Annotated in this window: 15 protein-coding genes; 4 read left to right on the forward strand and 11 right to left on the reverse strand. The window is 70.3% G+C overall.

What is annotated here, in order from left to right; all coding sequences use genetic code 11:
* Nucleotides 1-31: 31 nt before the first annotated feature.
* The gene (locus HHL10_RS15535; protein ID WP_169161302.1) at nucleotides 32-1,207 is read right to left on the reverse strand and encodes a cytochrome P450; all 1,176 of its coding nucleotides are present in this window, start codon (nucleotides 1,205-1,207) and stop codon (nucleotides 32-34) included.
* 117 nt (nucleotides 1,208-1,324) lie between these two features.
* Here HHL10_RS15535 and HHL10_RS15540 point away from each other — a divergent pair, with 117 nt between their 5' ends.
* Complete coding sequence (locus HHL10_RS15540; RefSeq protein WP_169161303.1) at nucleotides 1,325-2,326, forward strand: helix-turn-helix domain-containing protein; 1,002 nt, start codon at nucleotides 1,325-1,327, stop codon at nucleotides 2,324-2,326.
* 9 nt (nucleotides 2,327-2,335) lie between these two features.
* Here HHL10_RS15540 and HHL10_RS15545 read toward each other — a convergent pair whose 3' ends face one another.
* A complete protein-coding gene (locus tag HHL10_RS15545) occupies nucleotides 2,336-2,971 on the reverse strand; it encodes a LysE family transporter (RefSeq protein WP_169161304.1) in 636 nt (211 codons plus the stop codon).
* Nucleotides 2,972-3,161: 190 nt separating this feature from the next.
* On the opposite strand from HHL10_RS15545, the gene opgC reads away from it, so the two are divergent.
* The gene (gene opgC / locus HHL10_RS15550) at nucleotides 3,162-4,388 is read left to right on the forward strand and encodes an OpgC domain-containing protein (RefSeq protein WP_169161305.1); all 1,227 of its coding nucleotides are present in this window, start codon (nucleotides 3,162-3,164) and stop codon (nucleotides 4,386-4,388) included.
* 14 nt (nucleotides 4,389-4,402) lie between these two features.
* On the opposite strand, the gene HHL10_RS15555 is transcribed toward opgC, so the two are convergent.
* Nucleotides 4,403-5,869 carry a GH1 family beta-glucosidase gene (locus tag HHL10_RS15555; protein WP_169161306.1) on the reverse strand — a complete coding sequence of 489 codons (1,467 nt, stop codon included), beginning with the start codon at nucleotides 5,867-5,869 and terminating at the stop codon, nucleotides 4,403-4,405.
* Between the two features lie 228 nt (nucleotides 5,870-6,097).
* On the opposite strand from HHL10_RS15555, the gene HHL10_RS15560 reads away from it, so the two are divergent.
* Nucleotides 6,098-7,729, forward strand: coding sequence for a tannase/feruloyl esterase family alpha/beta hydrolase (locus tag HHL10_RS15560; RefSeq protein ID WP_235971529.1), 1,632 nt, complete (start codon nucleotides 6,098-6,100; stop codon nucleotides 7,727-7,729).
* 297 nt (nucleotides 7,730-8,026) lie between these two features.
* Nucleotides 8,027-9,103, forward strand: a complete 1,077-nt coding sequence (locus HHL10_RS15565) for a family 16 glycosylhydrolase (RefSeq protein WP_169161308.1) — start codon at nucleotides 8,027-8,029, stop codon at nucleotides 9,101-9,103.
* A 7-nt stretch (nucleotides 9,104-9,110) separates the two neighbouring features.
* On the opposite strand, the gene HHL10_RS15570 is transcribed toward HHL10_RS15565, so the two are convergent.
* Genes HHL10_RS15570 through HHL10_RS15605 form a run of 8 tightly spaced genes read right to left on the reverse strand, consistent with a single transcriptional unit; the run spans nucleotide 9,111 to nucleotide 20,651 of the window.
* Nucleotides 9,111-12,656: a CHASE domain-containing hybrid sensor histidine kinase/response regulator family protein gene (locus HHL10_RS15570; RefSeq protein ID WP_169161309.1), complete on the reverse strand. Its 3,546-nt coding sequence runs from the start codon at nucleotides 12,654-12,656 to the stop codon at nucleotides 9,111-9,113.
* A 16-nt stretch (nucleotides 12,657-12,672) separates the two neighbouring features.
* Complete coding sequence (locus HHL10_RS15575; RefSeq protein ID WP_205833061.1) at nucleotides 12,673-14,250, reverse strand: DUF3131 domain-containing protein; 1,578 nt, start codon at nucleotides 14,248-14,250, stop codon at nucleotides 12,673-12,675.
* A gap of 49 nt (nucleotides 14,251-14,299) precedes the next feature.
* Nucleotides 14,300-15,622: a DUF3131 domain-containing protein gene (locus tag HHL10_RS15580; RefSeq protein WP_169161310.1), complete on the reverse strand. Its 1,323-nt coding sequence runs from the start codon at nucleotides 15,620-15,622 to the stop codon at nucleotides 14,300-14,302.
* A gap of 36 nt (nucleotides 15,623-15,658) precedes the next feature.
* Nucleotides 15,659-17,551 carry a glycosyltransferase gene (locus HHL10_RS15585; RefSeq protein WP_205833062.1) on the reverse strand — a complete coding sequence of 631 codons (1,893 nt, stop codon included), beginning with the start codon at nucleotides 17,549-17,551 and terminating at the stop codon, nucleotides 15,659-15,661.
* On the reverse strand, nucleotides 17,541-18,059 hold the full coding sequence (locus HHL10_RS15590) for an ATP-binding protein (RefSeq protein ID WP_169161311.1): 519 nt from the start codon (nucleotides 18,057-18,059) through the stop codon (nucleotides 17,541-17,543). Before HHL10_RS15590 ends, HHL10_RS15585 begins: the two co-directional genes overlap by 11 nt.
* 17 nt (nucleotides 18,060-18,076) lie before the next feature.
* Nucleotides 18,077-18,409 (reverse strand): STAS domain-containing protein, encoded by a 333-nt coding sequence (locus tag HHL10_RS15595; protein ID WP_169161312.1) that lies wholly within the window; start codon nucleotides 18,407-18,409, stop codon nucleotides 18,077-18,079.
* Nucleotides 18,406-19,680, reverse strand: coding sequence for a PP2C family protein-serine/threonine phosphatase (locus tag HHL10_RS15600; protein ID WP_169161313.1), 1,275 nt, complete (start codon nucleotides 19,678-19,680; stop codon nucleotides 18,406-18,408). Before HHL10_RS15600 ends, HHL10_RS15595 begins: the two co-directional genes overlap by 4 nt.
* Nucleotides 19,662-20,651, reverse strand: coding sequence for a hypothetical protein (locus HHL10_RS15605; RefSeq protein WP_169161314.1), 990 nt, complete (start codon nucleotides 20,649-20,651; stop codon nucleotides 19,662-19,664). The genes HHL10_RS15600 and HHL10_RS15605 overlap by 19 nt, the downstream gene beginning before the upstream one ends.
* Nucleotides 20,652-20,655 lie beyond the last annotated feature (4 nt).

Genomic DNA, 20,655 nt, shown 5'->3' on the forward strand with positions numbered 1-20,655 from the left:
TCAAGCCGCTGCGGCCCATGGAATCAGCGCCTCACTGCGCCGCCAGCTCCAGCACCAGCGGGCTGCGGAAGGTGGACGAGGGCATCCAGGGCAGTTGCTCGTGCACCCGGCGGTAGTCGGGCACCACCTTGTGGAACTCGTCGAAGGCGATCTTCACGCCCAGCCGCGCGATGGCCGTGCCCAGGCAGGCATGCACGCCGCCGCCAAAGCCCAGGTGCCCGCGCGGCTTGCGGGCGATGTCGTACACGTCCGGGTTCGGGTACTGGCGCTCGTCGCGGTTGCCCGAGCCGTAGGCCAGGCAGACGAAATCGCCGGCGCGCAGGGTCTGGCCGTGCAGCGTCACGTCGCGCGTGAGCCGGCGCTTGAAGCGCTGCGCCGAGGTGTTGAAGCGCAAGGATTCCTCGACGGCGTCGGGCAGCAGCGCCGGGTCGGCCACCACGGCGCGGCGCGCCTCGCGGTGATCGGCCAGGTTGAGCGCGAACATCATCATGAATCCGCCCAGCGACTCCACGCCGGCCATGATCAGCGTGGTGGTGGTCAGCAGCACCTCGGCCTCGCTGAGCCGGTCGCCGTCGATCTCGGCCAGCGCGAAGTTGGAGATCAGGTCGTTGCGCGGCTGCGCGCGGCGCTGCGCGATGACGTCGCTGGCGTAACGCTTCATCCACTCGAAGGCCGCCAGGTGCTGCGGGCCCTTGGTGCGCGTCACCGGGTCGCTCTGCACCATCAGCACCGCGTTCTCGCGCACCGTCTGCTCGTCAACCGTCGCCTCCTCGCCCATGGGTAGGCCCAGCGCCGCCATGAGCACGCGCACCGTGAACTTGGCCGAGAAGTCCTTGAAGTCGAAGCTGGCCTTGCCGCGCAGCTCCTCGGCCGCCTCGCGGGCGATGGCGCGGATCGGCTCCGCCAGGCTCTCCAGGTTGCGCTTCATGAAGGCGTGCTGGATCAGGCCGCGCAGGCGGTCGTGGCGCGGGGGATCGCTGGTGCCCAGCGTGGAGCCGGCCCGCCCGGGCAGTTCGGTCATGAGGTTGCCGCTGGCCGAGGAGTAGGTCTGCCAGTCCTGGCCGGCGGTGACGATGTCGGCGTAGCGCGAGAGCACCCACATCTGGGCCTCCTCGCTCCAGAAGCAGGGGAACTCGTCGCGCAGGCGCTTGTAGGCGGGGAACGGGTCCGCGTCGATCGCCGGCGAGTAGGGGTCGAAGCTGAACATGCCTGTCTCCTCGTTGTGAACGTGGTCTTTAACAGGCGCAATTGTGCGAAGGGAGCGGCCCGGCCCGGGTGGACGAAGCACCGGGAAGACTTGCACTTTTGACGTACATTGCCGCGCATGGTCACCGCCTCCCCCGCCCCGCGCCGGCGCACACGCGCCGCCTCCTCGGCGCTGCCCGCCTTCGCGCTGTACGGCGAGGCCGGCGCGCCCAACCCCCTGCTGCTGCACGTCGAATCGATCCACTCGCGCAGCCGCCTGTACGACTGGGAGATCGAGGCGCATGTGCATCAGGGTTTGCACCAAGTGCTGTGGGTGCGCCGGGGCACGGTGGAGGCCCGGTTGGACGAATCACGCATCGCCGGCGAAGGTCCGGTGGCGCTGGTGATCCCGCCGGGGGTGGCGCATGCGTTCCGGTTCTCGCGCGATTGCGAGGGCTACGTGCTCACGGTCAATGCCGGGCTGCTGGCCGAGGGCGACGCCGCCGGCGTGGGCGACGCGCTGCAGACGCTGTTTGCCGCCCCGCGCGCGCTGGCGCTGGCGGCCGACGCCCCGGAGCTGCCGCGGCTGCAGGCGCTGTTCGACGCCCTGCATGCCGAGCACGCGGGCGGCGGTGAGGAAGGGCCGGTGCCGAGCTGGCTGGCGCGGGCGCTGGTGTGGCGGCTGGCGCAGCTGGGCCGGCGCGAGGACCAGCAGGCCGCGCGGCGCGGCGCCGCGGCGGGGCGGCAGCCGCTGTACACGCGCTGGGTGGTGCTGATGGAGTCGCACTACCGCGAGCACTGGCCGGTGTCGCGCTATGCCGAGCGCCTGGGGCTGTCCACCGAGCGGCTGAACCGCATGGTGCGCGCCGAGACCGGCCACAACGCGCAGGCGCTGCTGCATGCGCGGCTGGCGCGCGAGGCCTGCCGCCGCCTGGTGCACGTGGCCGCGCCGGTGTCGCGGCTGGCCTTCGAGCTGGGCTTTGAAGATCCCGCCTACTTCTGCCGTTTCTTCAAGCGGCAGACGGGGCTCGCACCCAGCGAGTTCAGGCAGAAGGCGCTGCAGGCGGGCGCCGAGGCCGCGGACGCGGGCGCAAAAAAGCCGGCCCCCCTTGCGGGTCGGACCGGCGATGTCGATGAATGAGGTGCCCGCTCAGCCCGCCCGCTTGAACGTCGCCAGCAGCATCGCCACGAACACGAACAGCGCGCCGAAGGTGCGGTTGAGCGCCTGCATCTGGCGCGCCGAGCGCAGCGTGCGCAGCAGCCGCGCCGCCAGGGCGGTGTAGCCGGCCATCACCACCAGGTCGGTGAAGCCCAGCGTGGCGGCAATCACCAGGTACTGCCCGCCCAGCGGGCGCGCCAGGTCCAGGAACTGCGGCACCACGGCCAGCAGGAACACCGTGCCCTTCGGGTTGACGGCGTTGACCATCCAGCCGCGCAGCACCAGCTTGCGCCGCGGCACGGCCACCACGCCGGCCTGGGCCTCGTCGCTCACCAGCGGCGCGGCCGGCGCACGCCACTGGCGCACGCCCAGGTACAGCAGATAGGCGACGCCCGCCCACTTCACCACGGCGAAGGCCAGCGACGAGGTGGCGATGAGTGCGCCCAGCCCGACGCCCACCACCACGATCTGCGTCCATATGCCCAGCACCAGGCCCAGCGTCATGAAGTAGCCGTGCCTGAAGCCATGCGCCAGGCCCGCGCTCATGGCCGCCACGGCGCCGGCGCCCGGCGACAGGCTGATGGCCCAGGAGGCCGCGAAAAATGCAATCCAAACCGAGAAGTCCATGGGCGCCATCGTAAGAGGTGCCCGGCACCCGGCGGCCCGAAGGCGCGGCGCGGCCCGGGCCCTTCACCCCCCGATCCTCCCGTGCAGTGGGAACCCCGCTTGCCATCCCGGCGACACTTTCCTACCAGCGCCCGGCGAACAAGCAACACCCGTGGATCACGAGCACACGCCATCCGGACCGCACCGGGCAATGAGCCGTTGGGCGCGCTGGCACTACCCCATCGCGCTGGCCCGGCGTGACCTGCGCTTCGACTTCCTGCGCGGCCTGGCCATCCTGTCGCTGGTGACGGCGCACTTCGAAGCCTTCAACTGGAGCAATTTCGTCTTCTGGGAGCGCCTGGGCGTGGTCACCGGCGCAGAGATGTTCGTCATGGCCGCAGGCCTGGTGCTGGGCCAGATCTTTCGCTACGCCGTGGACCAGCAGCAGGGCATGGAACCGGTCGCGCAGCGCCTGCTGCGGCGCGCCTTCGAGCTGTACCGCGCGCAGGTCGGGCTGGTTCTGGTCGTCATGGCCGTGGCCGCGCTGGGCTGGTTCGACATGACCGCGGTCAGCACCTTCACCGACCGCTTCGCCGGCAAGACCTACCCGCTGCTGCCCGATCCGGGCAGCCCCTGGCATGTGCAGCTGGGCCAGGTGCTGCTGCTGCAGCGCACGCCGCACCAGATCCAGATCCAGATCCTGAGCCTCTACGTGGTGCTGATGCTGGTGTCGCCCCTGTTCGTCTGGCTGCTCAAGGTGCGGCTGCTGGGGGTGTATGTCGCCCTCACGTGGGCCGTCTACTTCGCCGGATGGCTCTCGCCCGTGGACTACCGGCTGCTGAACATGCAGTTCGAGTACGCCTTCCCGCTGCCGAACTGGCAGCTGCTCTACGCCCATGCCCTGCTGGTCGGTTACTTCCGCAAGGAAATCGGCGACTGGCTGGCCCGTGGCCGGCGCCGCGCCTTGGTGGCGACACTGTGCGTGGTCCTGGCGCTGGCTTTCTTCATGTTCGCCCAGGCCACGGCCAACCCGTCCTTCCCCGCGTGGTCACGCCTGGAGCTGATGGCGCCGGAGACCTTCCAGCATTGGTACGACGCCTACTTCGGCAAGAACCGGCTCGGCCCGGGGCGGGTGCTCAACGCCGCCGTGCTGTTCGCGGCGCTGTACGCGCTGCTGACGTGGTTCTGGCAGCCGATGTCACGCCTGCTGGGCTGGCTGCTGATCCCGCTGGGCGAGTCCAGCCTCTACGTGTTCCTGATGCACGTGCCCTTCCTGTTTCTCATTGACCAGCTGCCCGGCTACTTCGACGGAGTGGCCTCCTTCGAGTCGAGCTGGCCCTACCTCATCTGGATCAACACGGCGCTGTACGCCGGCATCATCCTGGGCCTGTGGGCGCTGGTGCGCGGGCGGGTGCTGTTTTCGGTCATTCCCCGCTGAAGGCGGGGCCCGGCTCAGACCACCCGGTGATGCCGGATCACCTCGCGGTACTGCTCGGCCGAGAGCTTGGGCGTGCGGCGCTGGGTGTCGAAATCCACGTGCACGAGGCCGAAGCGCTGGGTGGTGAGCCCGTCGGCCCACTCGAAGTTGTCCATCAGCGACCAGTGGAAGTAGCTGCGCACGGGCACGCCTTCGGCCGTCGCGCGCTGCAACTGCATCAGGTAGTGGCGCGTGTAGGCGATGCGGTCCACGTCCAGCATCTCGCCGGCGGCGTTGGGCGTGTCCTTGGTGCCGCAACCGTTTTCGGTGACGTGGATGCTTTTCACGTTCCAGATGCTGGCCAGGTGGCGGACCGCCCAGTACAGCCCCTCGGGGCCCATGCGCAGCCAGGTCGAGTGCGGAAACTTCGGATAGGTCTCGGGCAGCGGAATGACCTCGTAGCCCGGCTCGGCGTCGATGGCCCGCACGTAGAAGAACGGCGCGTAGACGTTGGCGCCGAAGAAGTCCAGCGGCGCACCGATGATGCCCAGGTCGTCCGCGGCCACGCGCGGCGCGTCGGCCCCCAGCTTCTCCAGCCAGCGCGGCGGGTAGCGGCCTTCGAGCATGGCGGTGGTGTAGCCACCGTTGACGTCGCGCATGGCGGCCTGCGCCGCCGCCACGTGAGCGGGCGTCTCGATCACCGGCACGCAGGTCATCAGGTTCTCGGCCGGGCCCACCAGCGTGCCGCGGCGGCTGCGGGCGCGGATGGCCTGCACCGCCAGCCCATGCGCCAGCAGCGCGTGGTGGCGCACCTGGTTCACCCGCGCGGGCGGCAGCTTCAGTCCCGGCGCATGGATGCCGATCTGGTGCCCCAGTTCCACGAAGGTGAAGAACTCGTTGATGGTGAAGAAATGCTTCACCCGGTCCGACAGCACCGCCGCGACATGGCCGGCGTAGTCGGCGAAGGCCTGCGCGGTCTCGCGCCCTTCCCAGCCGCCGAAGCGGTCCTGCAGCGACTGCGGCAGGTCCCAGTGGAACAGCGTCGCGTAGGGCTGGATGCCGGCTTCGAGCAGCCCGTCCACCAGCCGGCTGTAGAAGTCCATGCCGCGCCGGTTGGGCCGGCCGGTGCCCTCGGGGAAGATGCGTGGCCAGGAAATCGAGAAACGGTAGGCCTGCAGCCCCAGGCGCTTCATCAGGTCGATGTCCTCGCGCCAGCGGTGGTAGTGGTCGCAAGCCACGTCGCCGGTGCTGCCGTCGCTGATCTTGCCGGGCGTGTGCGCGAAGGTGTCCCAGATCGAAGGGCCCTTGCCGTCGGCCTCGGGCGCGCCCTCGATCTGGTAGGCCGAGGTCGCGGCGCCCCACAGGAAGCCGGGCGGAAAGTCAGCGGCGTTTTCGGCCGGCATCGCCCCGGCAGCCCTGGCCGGCGAGAGGCCCGGGGCCGCCAGGGCGGCGGCGCTTGCGCCGGCCAGCTGGAACAGGGTGCGGCGTGGAATGCCGGTCATGCGCTCCTCCGTCATGCAGGAAATTCTTGATGGCCGGCGTCGATGCACCCTCAACCGGGCGGCCCTTGCCGACGTCCTGTAGCCCCCGGCACGCGCGCTGCTCCACGGGCACGGGTTTCGTCACCCTCCCCATCCGGATTCGACATGCAGCTCGCCAGGGCCGGTTCCACCACATCGTTGCTGCGCTGCCTTAGCAATTGGCTCGCCTTGGGGCTGCGCCGGCCTGCGTTGCCGGCCCTCCTGCTGGGCGGCGCGCTGTGCGCCTGTGCCGGGCCCGGGACGGCGCCCGCTCCCGGGCCCGCGCCGGAGCCCGTGAGCGGCGGCGGCTGCGCACGCGTGCAAGGCTTGCGGCTGGCACCGGAGGACATCGGGCTGCAGACCCGCGGCGCGGCCGTGACCCGGGCCGCGCCGGCGGCGGCGCAGGAGCCCGGCTTCGGCCGCTTCGAGTACTGCGCGCTGCAGGGAGAAATCTTTCCCGTCGATGCCCAGGCGCCGCCGATCCGCTTCCAGGTCAATCTGCCGCAGCGCTGGAACGGCAAGGCGGTGCACATGGGCGGCAGCGGCTTCAACGGCACGGTCATCACCGGCACCGGGCCGATCAACATGGCACTGTTCACCTCGCCGCTGGCGCGGGGCTACGCCACCTTCGGCTCGGACGCCGGGCATCCGGCCACGGCGGCCGGCGCGGATTTCGCGCTCAACGACGAGGCCCTGCTGAACTTCGCCTGGCAGCACCTGAAGAAAACGCATGACGTGGCGCTGCAGCTCATCCGGCGCCATTACGACCAGCCGCCCCGGCGCCTGTATTTCGCCGGCGCCTCCACGGGGGGGCGCGAGGCCTTCACCGCGATCCAGCGCTTTCCCGCGGACTACGACGGCATCGTGGCCACGGCGCCGGCGCTGAACTTCGCCGGCCTGCGGCTCATGGGCGTGCGGCTGGGCCAGGCGAGCTATCGCGTTCCGGGCGGGTTCCTGCCGCCGGCCAAGCAGGTGCTGGTGCGCGACACGGCGCTGCGCAGCTGCGACCCGCTCGACGGCCTGACCGACGGCGTGGTCGCCGCCATCGACGCCTGCCGCCAGCGCGCGCCGGCGCTGCTGGCGGCGCTGCGCTGCCCGGGCGGCCAGGACGCCGGCGCGCACTGCCTCTCGGACGCACAGATCGCCACCGTGCGGCTGCTGCACGAGGGCTTCAGCTTCGGGCCCTACCTGGCCCATGGTCAGACCGGCTATGACGGCTACAACGTCCTGGCAGGCACCGACTTCTCCGGATCACTGGGCCTGGGCAACTCCCCCGTGCCCGCCAAGCCGCCCAGCATCGCGGCCAACGGCTACCTGTTCGCGACCGGCGACGCGTACATGAAGTACTTCATCGCCCGCGACCCGTCCTACGACGCCCTGAACTTCGACTTTGCCAACCCGGGGCCGCTGCGCGCGCGCATCAACGCGCTCTCGGCCGTGGTGGGCGCCATCGATCCGGAACTGCGGCCCTTCGCCGCGCGCGGCGGCAAGGTGATCCTGGCGCACGGCCTGGCCGACGAGGTGGTGAGCCCGAACCAGACCATTGGCTACTACCGCTCGCAGGTGGAGCAGCGCGGCCAGGCCGCCGTGGACGCGTTCATGCGCTTCTACACGGTGCCAGGCTTCCAGCATGGCGGCGGCACCTTCATCCCGTTCTGGGACCTGCTGGGCGCGCTCGACCGCTGGGTCGAACAAGGCATGGCGCCCGAGACGCTGGTCGCCACCGACGTGTCCGCTGGCGCCAACGGCCGCCAGCGCCCGATCTGCCGCTATCCCTTCATCGCCCGCTACAAGGGCAGCGGCGACCCGCAGCGCGCGGACAGTTTCAATTGCAGCCACTGAGGCGGCGCCGTCGCCGTGCGGTCTGAACGCCTTTCGCTCGGGAAGCGTTCAGGAATTCACACTCCCGCGCCCTTTCCTGTTTCCACGCTTATCTGGCTGCAACAACGCCCGATAGGCGGCTTGAACCGCTGCGCGAGGCCGGCGTGGCGGTGAAAAGCAATACGGCGCCGCGGCGGCACCGCGCGCGGGCCGCCAGGAAGTCAGGGAAGAAGAGTCATGTCGAGGGTAGTTGCAGTCATGATGGCCGCCGCGCTGGTCGTCGCCGCCTGTGGAGGCGGGTCGCCGGGCGACGAAAGCATGGAAGTTCGCGACACGGGCGCCGTCAACGAGTCCGCCGCCGTGGCGGCCACGACCCTGGAGACGCCGGCGGAAGTCGCGGCCGGCGCCGCCTCGTTCAGCGATGAGCTGCTGAGCCTGGACAGCAGCCGCTGGCAGGCGGCGCAGTGGAACAACGGCAGCTATTTCCTCAACGGCTGGCATCCCGACCAGTTGGACTTCGCCGAGGGACGCCTGCGCCTCACGCTGGAAGCCGACGTGCTGGGGCTCACGGGCCTGAGCTGCGTCTCCGGCGAGTACCGGACGCTGAGCGCCTACGGCCACGGCCTGTACCAGGCCCGTCTGAAGGCTTCCGGCACGCCCGGCACGATCACGGGCTTCTTCACCTACACCGGCCCGGCCGAGGGCACGCAGCACGACGAGATCGACATCGAGATCAAGGGTGACGACCCCTGGAAGCTCCAGGTCAATTACTGGACCGACGACGCCGAGCACCCCACGGTGATCGACCTGGGCTTCGATGCCTCCGCGGGCTACCACGACTACGCCTTCCGCTGGACGGGCGAGCGCATCCAGTGGTTCGTGGACGGCCGGCTCGTGCACGAGGAGGACGGGCGCCGCGGCCCGCTGCCGCAGGTGGCCGGCCGCCTCATGCTCAACCTATGGGGCGCCACGGGCGCCGAGCCCTGGAGCAGCAGCTACCAGGTGTCGGGCACGCCGTCCGAGGTCCTGGTGGAGCGCGTGGCCTTCACCGCGGAGCAGGACATGGCCTCGGCCACCGTGCCGGCCGTGTCCGTGGGCGCGCTGTACGGCCGCACCTATTGGGAAACCCGCAACAGCTGGCGCGCCGTCGCCACCATCGGCGTGCGCGACGCCGGCGGTGCCGCGGTGCCGGGCGCGGTGGTCAGCGGCAGCTTCAGCGGTGGCGCGTTGCAGAACTGCACCACGGACGGCAGCGGCGCATGCAGCGTTTCCAGCGGGCTCATCGGCAAGGGCCAAACGGGCACCACCTTCACCCTCGCCGGCCTCAGCGGCAGCGGCATGAGCTATGACGCGGCGGGCAACGTGGCGGGCTCGGTGGTGATGCGGCGACCTTGATCGCGCCTCAACCCGGAGCTGCCGCCGGCAGATCCCGCCTCAACTCCCCTTCCAGCGCGTCCAGCCGCTGGCACAGCCCATCCACCAGCGAGACGGCGCGCTCGCGCTCCCGCTCCTGACAGGCCTGCTCCAGCAGCGAGGCCAGCTCACTGGTTGCAGCGGCACCCACGGTCGCCGCGCTGCCCTTGATGCCATGGGCCGCGCGGCCCAGCCGCTCCAGGTCGCCCGCGGCCACCGCGTCGCGCAGGGCCTGCCGCTCGGCCTCGGCATGGGCCACGAACATGCCGGCGACCTCGTCGAACAGGCCCTCATCGCCGCCCAGCAGCTCCACCGCCTGGGCGCGGTCGTACAGCGCCGTTCCCGAGCTCGCCTCGGAAGGCGCCGCAACTGGCACGGCCTGCGGCGTCGCATCGTCGGCATCCAGCGCGACGGCGGCTGGATCACGCCGTCGAGCATGCTCCTGCACGGCGCGGTAGAGCTCCAGCTTGGAAACGGGCTTGCTGAGGTAGCCGTCCATGCCGGCGGCCAGGCAGCGTTCGCGGTCGCCCACCATGGCATGCGCCGTCATCGCCACGATCGGGGTGTGGCGGCCCAGCGGCTGCTCATGAGCGCGCAGCGCGGCCGTGGCCTCGAAGCCGCCCATCACCGGCATCTGCACGTCCATGAGGATCAGGTCGAACGCCTCGGTCTGTGCGCGCTGCACCGCCTGCTGGCCGTCGGCAACCACCTCCACCTGGTGGCCCATGCCTTCGAGAAGCCGCAGCGCCAGCTTCTGGTTGATGACGTTGTCCTCGGCCAGCAGGATGCGGTGCCGCGCCGGGGCGCTGCCCACGCTGCCGGCGGCGCCCGCATCGGCCGGGTTCAGGGCACTGTGAGTGAAGCCTTCAACCGTGGTCATCGCGTCGAAGAGCGACGAGGGCTTGCCGGGCCAGGGCACGCGCACCTCGAAGCAGCGGCTGCGGGCGTCGGGAAGGAGCTCGTCCTCCAGCAGGATGACCGGGCGGCCATGCGTGGCGCTGTCGCACAGCCGCGGCAGCAGCGAGGCCAGCTGCTCCAGCGGCTGCAGCCGCAGCGTCGAAGCCCGCACCAGCACGCTCTGGATGGCGCGGTGGTGCCGCGCCGGCGATTCCAGCCGGCGCAGCGCCTCGGCCAGCTCGCCCACCACCACGGGCTGGAGCTGCCACTGCGCCAGCGTGGCCTGCAGCGTGGCGTCCGGTGCAGGGGCGGCATCGAGCACCAGCACCCGCGGCTGCGGCTCACCGTCACCGGCCGGCATGTCGTCATCGGCCTCGGCCTGCAGGCCGAGCCGGGCCGTGAAGTGGAAGGTGCTGCCCTTGCCCGGCTCGCTCTCGGCCCACAGCTCGCCGCCCATGAGGCCCACCAGGCGGCGGCAGATGGCCAGGCCCAGGCCAGTGCCGCCGAAACGCCGCGTGGTCGAGGCATCGGCCTGCGTGAAGGGCTCGAACACGCTCTGCAGCTTGTCGGGTTCGATGCCGATGCCGGTGTCGCGCACGCGGAAGTGCAGCGTGCACTGGCCGTCGCTTTGCGCCTCGGGGCGGCGTGACACCAGCAGCGTCACACCGCCCTGCAGCGTGAACTTCAGGGCGTTGGTCAGCAGGTTGAGCAGCACCTGGCGCAGCCGGTGCGGGTCGCCCACCACGTGGCGCGGCACGTCGCGCGCGATGGCCCACTCCAGCGCCAGCCCCTTCTCCTGGGCACGCGGGCCCAGCGTGCGCACCGTGGCGGCCACCTGCTCATGCAGGTCGAAGCCGATGCGCTCGAACTCCAGGTGGCCGGCCTCGATCTTGGAGAAGTCCAGGATGTCGTTGATCAGCGACAGCAGCGACTGCGCCGAGTCCTGCACCACGCCCAGCAACTCGCGCTGGTCATCGTCGAGCTCGCTGTCCATCACGAGGTTGCTCATGCCGATGATGGCGTTCATCGGGGTGCGGATCTCGTGGCTCATGTTGGCCAGGAACTGGCTCTTGGCGACGTTGGCCTCCTCGGCGCGTGCGCGCGCCTCCCGCAGCGCCACCTCGGCCTGCTCGCGCGCGTGCAGGGTTTCCTGCAGGCGCTGCTGCGCGAGCTTGGAGGCGGTGATGTCCGAGGCGATGGCCATCAGGCCCACCACGGCCGGGCCCTCCTCGCGCAGCGGCTGGATCTCGATGTCGATCCAGCAGGCACGGTCCTGCCGGTCGCGCAGGTGCAGCTCGCCGCGCCAGGACGTGCCCCGCCACAGCGCCTGGCGCATGAGCTGCAGCTCGTCGGCGTCGGCACCGGCGCGGCGCAGCAGCGCGTCGGGGGCCTGCCCCAGCACGTCGTCGCGGCGGTAGCCGAACACGCGCTCGAAGCCCTCGTTGACCCAGGTCACGCGCTCGCGCTCATCGATGATCACCACCGCGTTGGACGTGTGCTGCACCACCTTGGCCAGGCGCTCCAAATCGGCCGTCATCTCCCGCGCACGGCGTTCCGCGCGCGCGCGGCCCACCGCCAGCAGCCACACCGACAGCGACAGCAGCAGGCTCATCAGGGTGCCGCCCACGCCCAGGGCCGCGGGCAGCCGCGGGTTGATGCCGGCATCGAGCGCCGGCGTGCTGCGCGCCAGCAGCGTCAGCACGTGCCCGCCGATCATCAGCTCGCGCGTGGCGCTGAACTCGTGGCGCGAGGCCAACCAGCCTTGCGGCTGCGGCCCGGCGGCGGGCTCGGCCTCGGAGGCGAACACCTGCTGCGCGGCCTGGGTGTCCGCGCCGTCGAACAGGTGGATCTGCAGCTGCCGCTCGGTGAGGTCCGACAGCCCGGCCATGAGCTGCTGCACCACCACCGGCGCCACCGCGAGGCCGCTGAGCGCCGCCAGCCGCTGCTCGGCCGTGCCCAGCGGTGCGCCCGGGCGGTAAATCGGCGCCATGAACATGAAGCCCGCGCCGCGCAGCTCATCCTGCAGCAACGTGATGCGCGAGGTCAGCGTGGCCTGCCCGGTGCGCGCCGCACGCTCGATGGCTTCGCGTCGCACCGTCTCCGACCCCATGTCGAAGCCCAGCGCCTTGCGGTTGCGCTCCAGCGGTTCGATGAAGCGCAGCACGTAGAGGTCGCCGGATTGCGTCTGCGTGTAGACCTGGAAACCGGCATCGGCCTGGGCCTGCTCGGCGGCGATGAAGCTGCCCAGCTCGTCGCGAGACACGCGCTGCACGTAGCCCAGGCCCCGCACCGACGGGAAGTTGCGCGGCAGATCGCGGGCCCGCACGTACTCGCGGAACACCCGGCGGTCCAGGTCCGGCATCGCGGCGTACAGGCTGCGCAGGCCGTCCACCGCGTACACGGGTTGCTGGAAACGCAGCCGCATGTCGCGCTCGACCCGCTCCACCAGCCGCGTGAAGCGCGCCTCGGTGGCGGCGGCGATGGAGCGCTCCAGCAGCAACACGCCGGTGCCGGTCAGCGTCAGGCTGGCGGCCAGCACCGCCAGCGGAATGAGCCATGTCGAGCGCCCGTTGCGGCCTCGCCCGGCGGTGGCACTCACGCCCTGGCCCAGCCCACCCGGCTGCGGTGCCGATCCCATCACTGCCCCCGCCGCCTCATCGGCCCGGCATCACGCGCCAGGTGGCGGAATAGGGATAGGTGGGATTGGCGCAGGAGCCACAGCGTCCGCAGGACGGCTGGCGCACGCCCTCGACCTCCCGGTTCTCGCGCCAGGTGCGCCCGGGGTCCTGCGTGCGCGGCACGCCGAGCCGGCGCAGACTCTGCTCCTCGCGCTTGAAGCGCGGGCGGCCCTTGTCGTTGCCCGCGAAAGGATCGGCGCCGGCCATCTCCCACTGGCCGCCCTCGGACGGGCCCCACTTCAGCAGCTTGCCCTGCACCTTGTAGAGCAGCGCCTCCAGCATGATCCCGTTGTTGTTGGCCGTCTGCGTCTTGATCGGGCCCGAGCCGTTCTCGTAGAGGCCTTCGAAGTAGCCGCGTTTCGGATCGTAGGCCGTGGCGATGGCATCGAACAGCAGGTCCGTGTAGGGCGTGGGCCACAGCACCCACATGCCCAGCGCCGCCTTCAGCGACACGGCCGCGGCGTCCGGCATGTGCTTGCCTGTGTCGGTAATGGTGTTCCACGGAAAGCCGTCGGAGTAGACCGTGTCGTAGACGAAGTACGGCGCCCGGTCGAGCTGGTGCTCGGTGCGCGCGGTCAGGATGCCGGTGACGCGGTGGCGGGCCTCCTGCGCCAGGTAGACGCGGTGGCCGAAGTCCGCCATCCAGCACTGGGAGTGGTAGAGATCGTCGTCGCGCCGGTCCAGCGCCTGGTCCCAGTTGAGCTCCAAAGCATCGAGCACGTAGCTCTCGGCCACCACGTAGTTGTGCTGGTTGGTCGTGCGCGGGTCGCGCGTGTCGTAGGGCACGGCCTGGCCGTAGATCTCCACCGTGGCGAAGGGCTCGGGCGCCAGCGCCTGCGAGGCGTCGAAGCCCCAGAGCTCGAAGCCCTTGGCGGCGTACTCCTCGTAACCCAGGCGCCCTTCCTGCACGTACTGCACCTGCTTGTTGTTGTCGAGCATGGCGCCGAACATCGTGCCGGTGTAGTCCAGCACGCGGCGGAAGTCCAGGCGCAGCATGAAGCGGTCGATGGCGTTGGCATGCTCGGGGCGCCGCTCCTTGATGATCTTGAGCCAGACGAGCAGGCGGCCCATGTCGATGGCCGAGAAGCCGATCTCGCCGGGCTTGTTGGCGTAGTCCACCTTGGCCGCGGTCTGCGTGTGGTAGACCTTGTTGGGCATCTCGTTGCGGAACAGCTCCATGCGCTGCAGCGTGCCCATCAGCGCCTGGAAGCGGTTGTCGAACCTGTTCCTGTCGATCAGCCCCAGCTCGTTGGCCGCCAGCAGCGCGGCGATGTAGGAAGCGGTGTCCCACATCGTCGTCGAGGGGTAGTCCTGCACCGCGTTGACCAGGCCGGTCTGGGACTGGAAGTTGTTCTCGAAATAGAGCCAGGCGCGTTTGGCCACCTCCATCTCGCGCTCGGTGAGCGGTCCGCGGCGCGGCGCGGGCATGGTCGCGGGCGCGCTGTCCCAGCGCTCGGTGCGGTCGGGCAGCACGCTGCCGCAGCCCAGCAGCGAGGCCGTGGCCACCGCGGCCAGGGCGGCTCGGTACAGCCGGGCCGTCAGGCGTCTTTCCATGGTCGTTGTTCTCCTTGGGTCGCGGCGTGCGGGCCGTGTCGCGGATGCCTCAGCGCACGCGCACGAGCGGTCCGCCCTGGATGTAGGCCAGGCTCTCCAGCACCACGGCGTTGGTGTTGGCCGTCAGGGCCTTGTTGGGCTCGCGGGTGCGCTCGTACAGACCGGCATACCAGCCGCGCTGCGGGTCGTGCAGCGGCGCCACGGCGGTGACGAGGCGGCGGGTGTAGTCGTTGTCCACCAGCGCATGCCAGCCGAAGGACGCCTTGACGCTGAGCGTGCGCAGCGCGTCCAGGTCTTCACCCGTGTCGGAGAGCGTGAACCAGTTGCGGCCGTTGGCGTGCACGGTGTTGTAGGCAAAGTAGGGCTTCTGGTCGAGGTGGTCCTCGGTCACGGCGGTGAGCTGGCCCGTCTTCTCGAAGCGACGCTGCTGGGCCAGGAACACGCGCCAGCCCAGCTCGCCGGAGTCGCGGTCCCAGCCCATCTCCAGGCCGTCGAGCACGTAGGGCTCGCTGAGCACGTAGTTGTGCGCGCCACTCTCGCGCTCGGTGCGCCGGTCATGCCCGATGCGCACGCCCTCCACGTCGCTCCACGCCAGCTGCTGCGTGTAGCTGGCCGCGCGCGGCGCATGCCGGCCGACGAGAGCCAGGGACTTGGACGCGTATTGCTCGTAGCCCAGGCGCCCTTCCTGCACGAGCTCGGCGCGGCCCTGCCCGTCCAGCCGCGCGCCCATGAACTCGCCCTCGGCCTGCAGTGCCGACAGGTCCAGGCGCCCCAGCACCGCGCGCACCGCCTGCGTGTGCTGCGGGTACTGCCACACCAGCACCTGCAGCGGCACCATCAGCCGCGCGATGTCGATGGCCGACCAACCGATGCCGCGCTCCGTGGGCTGGTTGGTGTAGTCCGTCATCTGCAGCGTGCTGGCGTTGTAGGCCTTGTTGGGCAGCTTGCCGTCGAACAGCGGCAGCTTCTGCAGCGAGCCCAGCGCGCGCGCGATGCGCTCATCGAACTCGCGCGCCTCGATCAGCTCCAGGCGCTGCGCCGAGATCACGCCCATGAGGTAGGAGCCCGTGTCCCACATCGTGGCGGAGGGGAACTTCTCCACCGAGAAGGCCAGGCCCGTGACCGGGTCGGTGTTGTTCTGGAAGTAGGTCCAGGCGATGCGGGCCCACTGGCGTTCCTGCTCGGTCAGCGGGCGGGCGCTGGCCCGCAGCGCCGCGGCGTCGAGCTGGCGGTCGGGCAGCTCCACGGCCGCGGAGGCCTGTGCCCAGCCGCCGCGCTGCTCCATCCAGATCACGATGCCGAAGGCCACCAGCAGGGCCAGGATCGTGATGATGTAGCTGCGCGCATGCACCAGGTTGCGCCTGAAACTCATCGGGGGCTCCTTCGTCGAGGTGATGCCGGCCGGCTCTCAGAAGCCGTGTACCGGGGCGGCGGGCTGTCCCCGGGCGTCGTCAGGCTGGGAGGGATCGTCCTCGGGCTTCCACAGCGCGGCGCGGATCATGGGCAGCATGGCGGCGATGTTGTAGACGCTCCACACCGAGATCACGATCAGCACCGGCAGCTCCTGCGTGGCGCCGAACACGAACACGCGCAGCCCCGCGACGACGAGCCCCAGCACCGTCAGCGCCACGATGGCGATCTGCGGCCACACCATGTGCAGGAAGTTGCCCTCCTGCCGGCTCTTAGGCGTGACGGGGAACTTGATCTTCTCGCCCTTGAGCACCGTCCACAGCGCGCGCAAATTGATCGAGAAGAACGACAGGTACGAGGCCTTGCCCTCCCAGGCGGCGATGCCCCAGGTGCCGAACATGAAGGCCAGCTCGTTGAGGATGACGAAGGGCAGGAAGTGCAGGTAGAACTCCATCGAGAACGCGCGCAGCGGCGAGATGCCGGTGAAGAGCGTGACGATGGGCGCCAGCAGGAACACCAGGTTCCACAGCCCGCCGAAGTAGGACCAGAACGTGCTCAGGTACATCAGCCGCTGCCGCAGCGACATGCGGCCCTTGAACAGCGGGTTGTCGCGCAGCGCGATGTCGAGCGTGCCGCCGGCGTACTTGAAGCGCTGCGTGGCCCAGGCCAGCAGGTCCTGCGGCGAGAGCATCTTGGACTCGACCTGCGGATGCAGCACCGACTTCCAGCGCTGGTCGGGGTCGTTGTGCAGCACGATCGAGGTGTAGATGTCCTCGGAGACGTGGAACTTGTAGGGCGTGAACTCGGTCTCGACGGCGATCTGGCCGCGCACGGCCTCCTCGAAGTCGCGCTTGATGTCGGCCTCGCGGATGCCCTTGGACAGTTTGCCGACCTGCTGCTCGACGCTGCTGCCGTAGGCGCGCAGCGCGGCCTGCATCACGGCCTCGCGGCGGTGGATGGACGCGGCACCGCAGCAGAACGCGGCATTGGCCGGGTTGCGGCGGCGCAGGATCACGTCGTAGAACATCTTGGGGTCGTTGGCGAAGGGATCGCGTCCGACGGGCACCGGCCCCACCAGCCGCTCCACCGCGCGCCCGATCCAGCGCCCCGGCGTGCCCAGGTGGCGCGCCAGCCAGTCCGGCAGCGGCCGGCCTTGCGGGATGTCGTAGAACCACTGTGGCGTCTGCACCCAGGCTATGTGCGGATCGCGGAAGTAGCCCAGCGTGTGCTCCAGGTAGGTCGGGAACAGCCGCGTGTCGGCATCGCAGATGACGATGAAGTCGCCGCTGGTGTGCTCCATCGCGTTGCGCAGGTTGCCGGCCTTGAAGCCGATGTTGTTGTCGCGCGTGATGTAGTGCACGCCCTCTTCCTGCGCCACCTGGCGCATCAGGGGCCGGCGCCCGTCGTCGAGCACGTGGATGCGCAGGTCGATGGGATGCGGGTAGCGCATGGCTTTGGCGTCGCGGATGGACAGCCGCACCAGCTCCTCTTCCTCGTTGTAGGTGGTGATGAACACGTCCACCGCCACCGGCCGGTCCTGCTCCAGCGGCTGCTCCACGCATTCGTTGATGCCGTACGGCGGCGGCTGCATCGGCGGGTCGCGCGTGCTCCAGAGGTTGACGGCGAACAGCACCAGCCCGATGTACGACAGCGTCTCGGCCAGCGCCAGCGGGATGGCCAGCCACAGCGCCTCCATGTTGAGCGAGCCGGTCCAGCGCCACCAGATGTAGCGCGCGCCGAAGGCCAGCGCCATCACGACGAAGAACTGCCACAGCGACTCGATCAGCGGCGAGTGCGGCAGCGGCGGCGGCGGCCGCCGGTCCTCGAAGGCCTCGAAATAGAAGTGCGGCTTGCTGGTCTCCGGCATGGCTTGTTGTTGTTCAGTGCTCAAGGTCTGGCCTCGCCTGGGGTTGGAGGAGCTTGGTCAGCACCAGCAGGTTGCCCCGTGGGCCGATGCGGTAGTCCACCCGGTCGAAGGACGCGCGCAGCAGGGCAAGACCCATGCCGCCTTCGGGCAAGCTGTCCAGCGCCAGCGGGTCGAAGTCGAAGGGGTCGTGCGCGGACGGCTGCAGCGCCGCCTCGGGGATAGGCCGGCCCCGGTCGAACAGGCGCAGGCACCAGCGGTCGGGCTGCTCAGTCCACAGCAGCTGCACGCGGGCATCCCGCGCGTGGGCCTCGTAGCCATGGCGCACGATGTTGGACAGGGCCTCGGACAGGCCCAGGTCGATCTGTGCGGCCAAGGTCTCATCGCCGCGCTGCGCGGCCAGGGCGGCCACCTCGGCACACACGCGCGAAACCTCCTCCAGCCGCGCCGCGATGTCGGCGCGGTAGATCACGCGGGCGTCCGCCTCGGGCGGCTCCACGCCCGCGGGGTCCTGCGGCAAGGGGTCCGTGCCCATCCGGCCCGCGCCCCGGCTCAGGCGGCCAGCGCCGCCGCCACGGAGTCGTGCAGCGGGAACACCCGATCCAGCCGCGTGAGCTTGAACACGCCCTGCACGGCGGCGCTGGCGCCCGCGATGGCGATGCTGCCGCGCCCGCCCATGCTCTTGAGCACCGACACCAGCACGCCCAGGCCACTGGAGTCGATCATCTTCACCGCCTGCAGGTCCAGCACCAAGCGGGCCGTGGGACCGTCCTTGACCACGTCGAGCAGCGCGGTGCGGAAGGCGCTGGCCTGGGCCGCGTCCAGGCGCGGCGCCTGCACGGTGGCGACGATGGCCTCGTCGCGGCGATCGACATCGATGTTCATGCTCTGGTTACCTCCACAACCGTTGAGGCCGCGCCGGCGCCGACATGCTCGATCAGCAGCATCGAGATGTCGTCGCGCAGCTCGGCCGAATCGCCGCCTGCCCAGCGGCGGATTTCCGCCTCGAACTCGCGCACCGTATCCTGGGCCGGGCAGGCGGCCGTGCGCGACAGAAAGGTCTTGAGCCGCTCCAGGCCGTAGGGCTCGCCCTGGAGGTCCTCGCATTCGGTGACGCCGTCGGTGTAGCAGCACAGCCGCGCACCGGGCGGCAGCGTGAGCTCGATGTCGTGGTAGGCCACATCGTCGAACAGGCCCACCGGCAGGTCACCGTCCTCGGCCACCTCGTGCACCCGGCCGTCGGGCAATACCACCACTGGCAGCGTGTGGCCGGCGCGCACCAGGCGCAGGCTGCCGTTGCGCTGGTCGAGCAGCCCGAACACGCAGGTCAGGTAGCTGGTGCCGATGCCCGCCTCCAGCAGCCGCGCGTTGAGCGACTGCACCACCGCGGCCGGCGAGGCCGCGCTCGCCGAGCGCGCGGCCTGCACGATGCCGCCCGAGAACTGCGGGCTGAGCATCTGCGTCACGATCATGGCCACCATGGCCGAGGCCACGCCGTGGCCGGCGACGTCGAAGTTGTAGAACGCCACCCGTTGCGCGTCGAAGCCGAAGCAGTTGAGCGCGTCACCCGAGACGAAGCGCGAGGGCAGGAACAGCCACGCGAAGCGCGTGCGGCCGTCGTCGAAGGTTTCCTGCGGCAGCAGGCTCTTCTGGAAGGCGCCGGCGGCGTCCACGTCGCGCTGGATCTGCTGGTAAGCCGCCTGCAGCTCGCGGTTGCGCTCCTCCAGCCCGGCCTGCAGCTCCAGCAGGCGCTGGCCCGCGTGCAGCCGCACCGCCAACTCGTCGAAGTCCACCGGCTTGCGCAGGAAGTCGTCGGCACCGGCGGCCAGGCCTTCGATCATGTCCTCGCGCTTGTCGCGGGAGGACATGAGGATGAAGTAGACGTAGCGCGCACCGGGCCGCGCGCGCAGGGCGCGGCACAGGGCCAGCCCGTCCATGCCCTGCATGATCCAGTCGCTCACCACCAGGTCCACCGCCTCGTGCTCCATGCGCGCCAGGGCCTCCTCGCCGCTGGCGGCCTCGCAGACCTGGTGGCCCAGCCGCGTCAGCGCCCGGTGCACCACCAGGCGCTGCATCGGCTGGTCATCGACCACCATCACGCGCAGCGTGCCGGCCCGGCGCAGCGGCGGGGTGAGCGTCACAGGTTGATGTTCCATGTGATCGCGACGGAGATGCTGCCGTCGCGCAAGCGACCGGTGCCCGGTGCTCGCTCGCGCCAGGGGAAGCGGTTGCCGGAATAGTTGGCGTACTGCACCACCAGCCCGCCGCTGCTCCAGTCGGCATAGCCGAAGCTGTAGGTGAAGTCCGGGTCCCAGGGCTGCTGCTGGCGGCGCACCGGATAACCCACGAGGTCGAGCGCGGCAAACCAGTATTGCCGGTACACATAGCGGCAACCCAGGCTCGCGGACTTTTTGCCGACCTGGCGGGCGCCCAGCTCCGCGTCGGCATAGCGGTGGGTGTACCGGAGCGCCGTGCCGCATCCGACGCTGTGCTGCTCGCTCAGCGGCACCCAGTCGCGCAGTGTCGGCGTGAGCGGGAACTTGTAGCCCAGGCTCCAACTGCCCTCGTCGAAGCGCGTGACGCGCTCGCCGCGGGCACGGTCCGGATGGAAGCGGTTGCCGCCGTCGTTGCTGTAGAAGAAGCTGAAGGTATAGGGCCGCCAGTCCTCAAAGCCGAAGGCGTAGGTGAAATCCGGGTTCCAGGGCCGCTGCTCGGACGGGTTGAGGTAGCGCAGCAGGTTCGTGCGCACGAACCAGCCTTCCAGCGGCATGTAGCGCAGGCCCAGCTGCAGCGTCGGCGAGCTCGGGACCTCGCCCTGGCTCTGGAAACCGAGATTGGAGAAGCCATCGGCCTTCAACGGTGCGTCCAGCGCCAGGCGCACGCTCAACAGGTGCGGCGCCGTGCCGTTGAAGAGCTGATGCACCGGCAGGGCAAAGGAGCGCTGCCAGCCTTCGCGCCAGTTCGTTGGCTCGCCCGGCGGCGGATCGGGCGGCGGCGGCGCGCCGCGATGGGGCGCGTAGGTCTGGGGGGAGGTCTGGGCACAGAGCGTGACGGGCAGCGCCAGCGCCAGCGCCAGCCACGGCCGGCACAGGCTGTTGCGACGGATCTCGACACTTGTTCTTGTCACGCGT

The sequence above is a fragment of the Azohydromonas caseinilytica genome (assembly GCF_012927045.1).
Classification (GTDB): domain Bacteria; phylum Pseudomonadota; class Gammaproteobacteria; order Burkholderiales; family Burkholderiaceae_C; genus Azohydromonas; species Azohydromonas caseinilytica.